Below are 9,427 nucleotides of genomic sequence, written 5' to 3' on the forward strand. Positions count from 1 at the left end.
TTTTTCGGGGTCGAGCGAGCGGATGCAAATCCGGAAATCTTCCTCTTGTGTCGGAGCTTCCCGGCGTTACGCCGGGAAGCTTCAACGGGCCCCTAAAGTCGCTTCGCTCCTGACTGCCCCGGCCCGTTCACGCTCTTCCTCTTATGCTGCGCTCGCCTTACCCTCCGGGGTTTGTTAAAGACAAAAAATTTCACAGCGCTTTTGTTTTTGCATTTAAAACAACCCCGGGCATAAGGCGGAGCGAACATAGGGATGGGGGAGGGCCGAGCCCGGAGGAAGGAGGCGGAAAGAGAGCGAAGCCTTATGCCCAAAAAGAGCGCGGCAGCGCGATAAAAGGCCTTTTACAAAAAGCTGATACGGGGTTATCAGTCAGTTCATTCTCTCAGAATTAAAGAAAAACCATATCTCAAAAAAGAGCGGCGGCAGTCATGTGAAAGGCGTTATGCACTGAAGAGACCGGCAAGCCCGAAAACAATTATTCCCCGGCTTCGGGCCGGCGCAAAAAGATAGAACTTACGATATAATCGGGCTATAATGATGCACACCACGCGAAGGAGCTCTTTCGACAATGAAGATAAAAGAGATATATGAGAAGGCGATAAAGAGGGGAATGGAGCTCGACCCCAGGGGCGCCGAGGAAGTCGGGGCCGAGCTCGAGCGCGCGAAAAAAGAATACGACGAGCTCAAGGAAAAGGACCGGAGGTGGTTCGATAGCGAGCGGCTCAAGAACCCCTACTCCGACTCCCGCATACTCTACGGCGATCCGGAACGGGAAGTAAAGCGGGTCCTGGTCGGCATAGACATAGAAGTGGGCGAGATTGTGCTCGCGGACAGGCTCAGGGAAAAGGGCGAGAGGATAGACCTCATCATCGCGCACCACCCCGAGGGCATGGCAATGGCCAAGCTCTACGAGGTCATGGACATGCAGTCGGGAATACTCCTCAAATACGGCGTGCCCATAAACGTGGCCGAGGACATAATGGACGAGCGTATCAGGGAGGTCGAGCGGAGGCTCATGCCCACGAACCACACGAGGGCCGTGGACGCCGCCCGCCTGCTCGATATCCCGCTCATGTGCGTGCACACGCCGTCGGACAACGCGGTGACCGAATACCTCCAGAGGCTCTTTGACGAGTCCAGGCCCCGCCAGGTCTCGGACGTGATAAAGTCCTTGAAGGAGATACCCGAGTACATGACCAGCATGGGAGAGGTATTCATGCATCCCAAGGCCGTCGTGGGCTCGGAAAAAAAGAGCGCGGGCAAGGTATTCGTGGACATGACCGGAGGGACCGGAGGGTCCAAGCACGCTTACGAGAAGCTTTCGAATTCCGGCATCGGCACGGTCGTCGGCATGCACATAAGCGAGGACCACAGGAAAGAGGCCGGGAAACACCATGTAAACGTCGTTATCGCGGGGCACATAGCGAGCGACAGCCTCGGGATGAACCTACTCCTCGACAACATCCTCGACGGGGTCGATGTGGTGGAGGCCTCGGGTTTCAGGAGGGTCGCAAGGACCTGACGCGCTCCTTGTCTCAGCCTTTTAAAGCGCGCGGCCCTCTACTGAGGGCCGCGCAGGCAAAAACACCTCTTATCAGTAATTGCCGTGGACGAAACAACCCTTATTAGCCTCGAATATCCGTCTGTCCTTTCTGAGCTGGCCTCTTTTTCCATGACTCCTGTCGGCAGGGAGAAGCTCCTCACGCAGAGGCCGTGCAGGGACGTCCATTCCATCGAGGAGGCCTATGCCGAGTACCGGGAGGTCTCGGAATTTGTAAAGACTTCCGGGACGCTCCCCCTTGGCGGGTTCGGAGACATAAGGGGCATCCTCTCCAGGACCGACCCGGAGGGCGCATATCTTCTCCCTCCGGACCTCCTTTCAGTGCTCTCGAACATTACTTCCGCTGAGCTTGTAAAATCCCTTTTCGAGGCCAGGGAGGCGGAGCGCCAATACCCGAGGACCACGGCAAGGGCCAGCCGCATCTCCTGGCAGAACGAATTAAGGGACGCCCTCACCCGCATACTCGACGAGAGGGGCGAGATAAAGGACACCGCCTCATCTGCGCTCTACAATATAAGGCGCGAGATACGGGGCAACAAGGAGCGGGCGAGGAGGATACTCGATTCAATCACAACGGACAAGAGCACGAGGGAGTACCTCCAGGAAGACATAATCACCATAAGGGACGACAGGTACGTTCTCGCCGTAAAGGCGGGGATGCATACCACCTTCAAGGGCGTCGTCCACGGAAGGTCCGGGAGCGGCTCCACGTTCTTTATAGAACCCATTGAGCTAGTTGAGCTCAATAACAGGGTCGCTATTTTAAAGAGGGAGGAGAAGGCCGAGGAGATAGAGATATTGAAGGAGGCCACCCGGCAGGTAGCCTCCCAGCGCGACTCGCTCTTAAAAGACCTTGAGGAACTATCCGAACTTGACCTCATCCAGGCCAAGGCCCTATTCGGCAGGGAGGTTGAAGGGGTCGTCCCGCTTATCCGTGAAAAGGGCGAAGTCAAACTCCTTTCAGCCAGGCATCCCATACTGGTCTTCAAGGAGAAGAGGGGCTCATCCCCGCCAATCCCGATTGACATCAGGATACCCGAGGACAAAACCGTGCTCGTCATATCGGGCGCGAACACGGGCGGAAAGACCGTTGCCCTCAAGGCCCTTGGGCTCCTTACCCTGATGGCCCTCTCCGCCATGCCCATACCGGCCGGGGAGGGCAGCGAGGTCATTGTATTTAAGGAGATACTCTCCGATATAGGAGACAGGCAGGATATCGTAGCTTCCCTCTCTACCTTTTCGGCGCACGTTAAGAGGATGAAGGAGTTCCTTGAGAGGGCCTCTTCCGGGACGCTCGTCCTCATAGACGAGGCCGGGGCCGGTACCGACCCCTCAGAAGGCGGCGCCTTCGCTCTCGCCGCGATCGAAACATTACGGGAGAGGGGCGCGAGGACGGTAGTTACGACACATCTTAATCTCCTCAAGGCCTACGCGCAGGCGAACGGGGCATACCTTAACGCGTCGGTCGAGTTCGACGAGAAGACGCTTAAGCCCCTTTACAGGCTCCTTTACGGGGTGCCGGGGCCGAGCCTCGGCCTCTCCATTGCCCGGAGCCTTGGCATACCCCAGGACATAATAGAAAGGGCCGGAGGCTACATAAAGGAGAAGGAAGGGGCGTTCATCGAGTCCATCAGGGCCCTTGAAAGGGAGAAGGAAGAGATACGGGGTATCAAGGAGAGGCTTTCAAGCCTTGAGGCAGCCAGGAATGAGGCCGTCTCGAAGCTCAAGAAGAACCGGGAGGCCATAATCGAGAGGGCGAAAAAGAACATAGAGTCGGTAGTAAGGAAGGCCGACGAGGACATACGCGAAGCTGTAGCCATGTTCCGGGAAGAGCGTGGCAGGGGCTCTCAAAAGACACTCGCGGAAGTGGCGAAAGCAAAGGAGAGAGCAAAGGCGAAATTCGAGCGGAAAGCCGAGGAATATGTCCCCTCGGAAGGCGACAAGGTGACGATAGAGGGCTCGAGCTCGAGAGGCGTTATCGTGGCTATCGATGCTGGCGGCAAAAGGGCCGAGGTCCTCATGGGGAATCTGAAGGTTTGGGCCCCGTGGGTCAAGCTACGGAAGAGGGGCGGCGAGGCGGGCAGGCCCTCTAAAGGTATAAGCGTTAGCGCCGATATGGACTTAGCCTCGAAGCTCAACATCATTGGCCTCAGCGTGGACGAGGCCATGCCAAAGGTCGAGAAGTTCATCGACAGCGCGCACGCGAACGGCCTCGGGAGCGTCGAGATTGTCCACGGGATGGGGACCGGAAGGCTCGGGAAGGCTGTAGAGGAGTTCCTTAAGGGCAACCCTCTTGTCGGCGGGTTCCACCACGGGACCCCCGTAAACGGCGGCGTAACCGTCGTAGAGCTCAAGTAGGCGCGCGAAGATGGCCATCCCCAAGGACAAGATAGAGGAGGTAAGGGAGCGGGCGAGCATAGTCCAGGTCGTATCGGACTACGTGCCCCTTACGAAAAGAGGCGCAAACCATCTCGGCCTCTGCCCGTTCCACTCGGAGAAGACCCCCTCGTTTACGGTTAGCGAGGAAAAAAAGATATTCTACTGCTTCGGGTGCAACGCGACGGGGAACGTAATAACCTTTCTCATGAAGAAGGAAGGGCTCGCCTTCCCTGACGCGGTCCGCTCGCTTGCCGCGAGGTACGGGATAACCATAAGCGAGTCCGTAAGGAGCGGCGCGCCCGATAAAAGGGAGGCGGTCTACAGCGCTCTCAAGGCCGCAGCCGAATACTTCATGGCAGAGCTCAGGACCACGGAGGGGGCCCGGGCAAGGGAGTACCTCAAAGGCAGGGGCCTCACGGGCGAGCTTGCAAAATCCTTCATGATAGGGTTCGCCCCGGACAGATGGGACGGACTTGCGGGTCACTTGAAGCGAAAGGGCATAGACCCGGAGGCCGCCCGGAGCGCGGGGCTGATAGTAAAGAGGGATAAGTCCTCCGGCTATTACGACAGGTTCAGGGGAAGGGTAGTATTCCCCATAACGGACATGAGGGGCAGGGTCATAGGGTTCGGTGGCCGGGCCATGGACGACAAGGTCCAGCCCAAGTACCTCAACTCACCCGAGTCCCCGGTATTCAGGAAGGGAGAAACACTCTTCGGCCTCTCGCAGGCCAGGGAGGCGATACAAAAGGAAGGCTTCGTCATCGTGGTCGAGGGCTACTTCGACCTCGTCGCCCTTGTAAAGCACGGTTTCCTGAACGGCGTGGCCACCATGGGCACGGCCCTGACTCCAGAGCATGTAAGGCTTTTGAAGGGATATACGGCCTCCATATACTGCCTCTTCGACGCTGACGAGGCAGGGAAGAAGGCGGCCATAAGGGGGCTCGGCCTCTTTTTGAACGAGGACGTTGCCTGCAGGGCCGTCCTCCTCGATAAGGGCAAGGACCCGGACGAGTTCTTGAAGCTGTCCGGGCCAGAGGCGCTCAGGGAGGCCATAAGAGAGGCGCCGACCCTCATGGAATTTTATCTCCGGAGCTTGAGGGATAAGACCGATATTACAGCGCCTGAGGGGAAGAAAAGGTATTTGCGGGAATCACTCGCGTACCTTTCCCGTATAAATGATGTTGCCGAGCTGGGCCATTACGCATCGATCGTCGCATCGACTCTAGGCATAGGTGTCGAGGCGGTATACGGGTCTCTTAAGGGCCGGCCTGAGGGGAGCGGAGCCGTCAGGATGAAGGGCGTTCCGGCCTCCGTGACACCAAGGCCCGAGCTTATTATCCTAAGGGTGCTCTTGAAGCACCCGGCCTTTTACAGCCCGGAGGTGGACCAGGCCATAGGGCGGTTTACCGACCCGGGCCTAAAGGAGGCCGGCCTGATAATCTCCGGCCTCTGCAGGGAGGGGAAGGCGCCTTCAAGCGGCGGCCTCCTCGAAGACGTAAAGGATGATGCGGTGAAGGCGCGGCTTGCCGAGCTTTTGCTACGCGAGGACGACGGGTTCGTTGAAGATCCTGAGAAGATGCTCAAGGACAGCCTGAAAGCGGTGTTCAACAGGGGGGGCGTCAAGCCCTCGACCATGGAGTTCGCGGAATGGAGCATAAAGCTCCTCGAAGAGACGGGAAAATCGGAACTTGCGCGGGATATGAAGAAAAGGCTTGAGATCGGACCTCATGGGAAAAGAAATAGATAAGGAAAGGGACGGAAGCGGGCCGAAAAGCCATTTCGCCGGGCCGCGCATTAAGGGGCCTGGCCTTGGTGAAGAGGACGGCCCTGAAGAAGCCCTCGGTTTCGAACGCGAGGCGGACGAACGCATTGAGGAGGGCGAGGAAGGAGCGCAAGAGCCCTCTGAAAGCCCTTCGGGCGGAAGCCCGGCCGCTGCCGACCCCGTAAGGACGTATCTCAAGGAGATGGGCTCGGTATTTCTCCTCACCAAGGAGGAGGAAATAGAGCTCGCAAAGTCCATTGAGGAGGGGAGGATCGAGATAACAAGGGAGATCCTCAAGACAAGGCTCCTTACATATGAGCTTGCCAAGCTCAAGAAAAGGCTTGCCGAGGAGAAGGAGGAGGAAGACCCGGCCGAGCAGGAGTGCGAGGAGGGGGTCCTTTCGGATGACGAAACAGAAAGGCAGGAGGTCCTCAGGAAAATAGAGGAGGCCGATAGCGCCATTTCCAGGCTTTCAAGCCAGAATAGTAGTCCCAGGCCAGGAGGCAAGCTTGTATCCGCCCTCCTTTTCATCGACGAGAAGACGGACATATTCGGCAGGGTGCTTGACGAGCTAAAGGGGGCGGAGGCCGAGACCAGGGCCCTTCTGGACAGTATCGCCGCTTTTGAGGAACCGAAGTCAAAGGCAGGGAAGGACGCGGCCAGGGCTGAAGAGGCGAGAGCGTCAATAAGGGCTGTCGAGGAGCGTACAGGCCTCTCGTCGGGAGAGCTCTCTTTTCTTGTAGCGCGCATAGAAGACCGCCTCTCGATGATGGAGTCCGCAAAGGACAAGCTCGTAAAGGCGAACCTCAGGCTCGTCGTGAGCATCGCCCGGAGATACATGAACAGGGGCCTCCAGTTCCTCGATCTCATACAGGAGGGCAATATCGGCCTCATGAGGGCGGTCGAGAAGTTCGAGTACAGGCGGGGCTACAAGTTCTCCACATACGCCACCTGGTGGATAAGGCAGGCCATATCGAGGTCCATAGCGGACCAGGCCCGCACCATAAGGATACCCGTCCACATGGTCGAGAGCCTTAATAAGCTAATCCGCATGTCTCATCACCTCCATCAGGAGAACGGGACGGAACCGACGCCAGAGGAGCTTGGAGAGGCCCTGAAGCTCCCGCTCGAAAAGGTCCGGAAGATAATGAGGATAGCCAGGGAGCCGGTCTCTCTCGAGATGCCGGTCGGCGAGGAGGGGGATAGCTTCCTTGGCGACTTCATAGAGGACAAGGACGCGGCAGTGCCGCATGACGAGGCGATAACGAGCGACCTGACCGGACACATGAACGAGGTGCTCGCCTCTCTTTCCCCCAGGGAGGAGAAGGTGCTGCGGATGAGGTTCGGAATCGGCGAGGTCAAGGACCACACGCTCGAAGAAGTCGGGGCGTTCTTCAATGTCACGCGCGAAAGGATCCGCCAAATAGAGGCTAAGGCGTTAAGGAAGCTCAGGCACCCGAAACGGTGCAGGAAGTTGAAGACATTCTCCAATAGATAGCCATCCAGCCGGATTCCCATCTACAATCCCGTAACCGTGCAAAGAGAGCGGTTGACTTGCCCGTTGCTTTTCCTTATTATTAAAGATTACAAGCCCTTAACGGCTTCCAGGCCTCCCGAAGGGGAGGTTTTTGAGTTTGGAGTCTAACAGGCTGCTGAAAAAGTCCATCTGCGTCGAAGGCTACGTCGCTGGACACTCCGGCGTACACGAAAAGTACGCCTCATTCCTCGCTCTCCTGTTCCAATGGGGTCTAGCATCTGGAGCTTTTTGAGCGGCCTGAATAAAAACGAAGTTTTTCAGCAAGCAAAAATATGGAGAGAGGCATCCAGTGAAGAAGAAGAAATATAACGTGGCCATAGCAGGCGCTACCGGAGTCGTCGGCAAGGAGTTCCTGAAGATCCTCGAGGAGAGGGCCTTCCCGGTGGGCGAGCTTAAGCTTCTGGCGTCCGAGCGGAGCGCGGGCGCAAGGGTCGAGTTCAAGGGGGTCGAGGAGCTTGTGACCGAGCTCGATAAGGAAAGCTTCGAAGGCGTTGACATCGGGCTCTTTTCGCCCGGCGCGAGCGTAAGCGCGAAGTATGCGCCAAAGGCGGCGAAGGCGGGCTGCATAGTGATAGACAATACCAGCCAGTTCAGGATGGACCCCGATGTGCCGCTCGTGGTGCCTGAGGTCAATCCCGAGGACATAGGCCTCTACACGAAAAAGAACATCATAGCAAACCCCAATTGCTCGACCATACAGATGGTCGTCGCGTTGAAGCCCATACATGACAAGTACCGGATAAAGAGGATAGTCGTCTCCACATACCAGTCGGTCTCCGGAGCCGGCAAGGAGGCCATGGAGGAGCTATCGACCCAGGTGAAGGAGCTCTTCAACATGAGGGAGCCGAGCGTAAACGTCTTCCCCCACAGGATAGCCTTCAATTGCCTTCCCCAGATAGATTCCTTTCTCGATAACGGCTACACCAAAGAAGAGATGAAGATGGTGAACGAGACGAGGAAGATATTCGGGGACGACTCGGTCAGGGTGACGGCAACGACCGTAAGGGTCCCTGTCTTCGTCGGCCACTCCGAATCCGTGAACGTCGAGACCGAAAAACCCATTGACCCGAAGGACGTAAAAAAGCTCCTTTCAAAGTCTCCCGGCATTACGGTCGTAGACGAGCCTGGCGAGGGGGCCTATCCGATGCCTTCGGACGCAGCAGGCACGGACGACGTCTATGTGGGGAGGATACGGAGGGACGACACCGTCCCGAACGGCCTCAACATGTGGATAGTCGCGGACAACCTCCGGAAGGGCGCGGCCCTGAACGCCGTCCAGATAGCCGAAGCGCTCATAAAGGACTATATCTGACGGGGTTCGCCTCTGTCCGACGGTCCATGCCATGAGGAACATAAGGCTCGTTATAGAATACGAAGGCACCTCCTATGCGGGCTGGCAGGTTCAGGAAGGGCTCCCCACCTTACAGGGCTCGCTTGTCGAAGCGGCAAGAAAGCTCACGCAAAAAGAGGCGGTCATAACCGGGGCCTCCCGGACGGATGCCGGGGTGCACGCCCTCGGCCAGGTAGCGAGCCTCAAGACGGAATCCGACATACCGTGCTGGAATATCATGCAGGGCATGAACGCCTTCCTCCCGAAGGACATAGTAATAAAGGAGGCGTCCGATGCTGCCCCTGAGTTCGATCCCAGGAGGGACTCCAAAGGCAAGACCTACGTATACAGGATAATCAACAGGGACCACCCCTCGGCCCTTCTCGGTAACTTCACCTGGCATATCTTCAATCACCTTGACCTGGACGCAATGCGGCAGGCGGCCTCTCACCTCATAGGCGAGAAGGACTTCTCGTCTTTCAGGGCCGCCGGATGCGAGGCGCTCCATCCACGAAGGGAGGTCACCGCCATAGAGATCGAGAAAAAGGAAGGCGGGCTCGTGGAAATAGAGGTAAGGGGCACGGCCTTTCTCCGGCACATGGTCCGCATCATCGCAGGCACTCTCGCTGCCGTTGGCAAAGGAAAGCTCTCTCCCGAAGATATCCCCCGCATTCTCGATGCCAGGAATAGGACAATGGCAAGCCAGACCGCGCCTGCCAGGGGGCTCGTGCTCGTTAAGGTGGAATATTGAATCAAAAATGCGCGTAGCAACACCTGCTCGGTCTTGTTTTTTCAAACACCCCGGGCGTAAGGCGGAGCGAACATAGGGTTGGGGGAGGGGCGGGCGAGGCGGGGCAG

Annotated in this window: 6 protein-coding genes; all 6 read left to right on the forward strand. The window is 57.6% G+C overall.

Annotation, left to right across the window (positions count from 1 at the left end; genetic code table 11):
- Positions 1–568: 568 nt before the first annotated feature.
- The 6 genes from K8I01_04300 (at position 569) to truA (ending at position 9,320) form a co-directional block, all read left to right on the forward strand.
- Positions 569–1,522, forward strand: coding sequence for a Nif3-like dinuclear metal center hexameric protein (locus K8I01_04300; protein MBZ0219638.1), 954 nt, complete (start codon positions 569–571; stop codon positions 1,520–1,522).
- 84 nt (positions 1,523–1,606) lie between these two features.
- On the forward strand, positions 1,607–3,919 hold the full coding sequence (locus K8I01_04305) for an endonuclease MutS2 (GenBank protein ID MBZ0219639.1): 2,313 nt from the start codon (positions 1,607–1,609) through the stop codon (positions 3,917–3,919).
- 10 nt (positions 3,920–3,929) lie between these two features.
- Entirely contained in the window at positions 3,930–5,687 is a 1,758-nt protein-coding gene (gene dnaG, locus K8I01_04310; protein MBZ0219640.1) for a DNA primase, read from the forward strand.
- A gap of 217 nt (positions 5,688–5,904) precedes the next feature.
- On the forward strand, positions 5,905–7,200 hold the full coding sequence (rpoD, locus tag K8I01_04315) for an RNA polymerase sigma factor RpoD (protein ID MBZ0219641.1): 1,296 nt from the start codon (positions 5,905–5,907) through the stop codon (positions 7,198–7,200).
- A gap of 328 nt (positions 7,201–7,528) precedes the next feature.
- The gene (locus K8I01_04320) at positions 7,529–8,551 is read left to right on the forward strand and encodes an aspartate-semialdehyde dehydrogenase (protein ID MBZ0219642.1); all 1,023 of its coding nucleotides are present in this window, start codon (positions 7,529–7,531) and stop codon (positions 8,549–8,551) included.
- 31 nt (positions 8,552–8,582) lie between these two features.
- Positions 8,583–9,320 (forward strand): tRNA pseudouridine(38-40) synthase TruA, encoded by a 738-nt coding sequence (gene truA, locus K8I01_04325; protein MBZ0219643.1) that lies wholly within the window; start codon positions 8,583–8,585, stop codon positions 9,318–9,320.
- The last annotated feature ends 107 nt before the right edge of the window (positions 9,321–9,427 follow it).

Source organism: Deltaproteobacteria bacterium (assembly GCA_019912665.1).
GTDB lineage: Bacteria > Desulfobacterota > GWC2-55-46 > GWC2-55-46 > GWC2-55-46 > UBA5799.

Excerpts from the sequence above, each read along its gene's own strand:
- rpoD (MBZ0219641.1), top strand. The coding sequence starts at position 5,905 with ATGGGCTCGGTATTTCTCCTCACCAAGGAGGAGGAAATAGAGCTCGCA.
- truA (MBZ0219643.1), top strand. The coding sequence starts at position 8,583 with ATGAGGAACATAAGGCTCGTTATAGAATACGAAGGCACCTCCTATGCG.
- dnaG (MBZ0219640.1), top strand. The coding sequence starts at position 3,930 with ATGGCCATCCCCAAGGACAAGATAGAGGAGGTAAGGGAGCGGGCGAGC.
- K8I01_04300 (MBZ0219638.1), top strand. The coding sequence starts at position 569 with ATGAAGATAAAAGAGATATATGAGAAGGCGATAAAGAGGGGAATGGAG.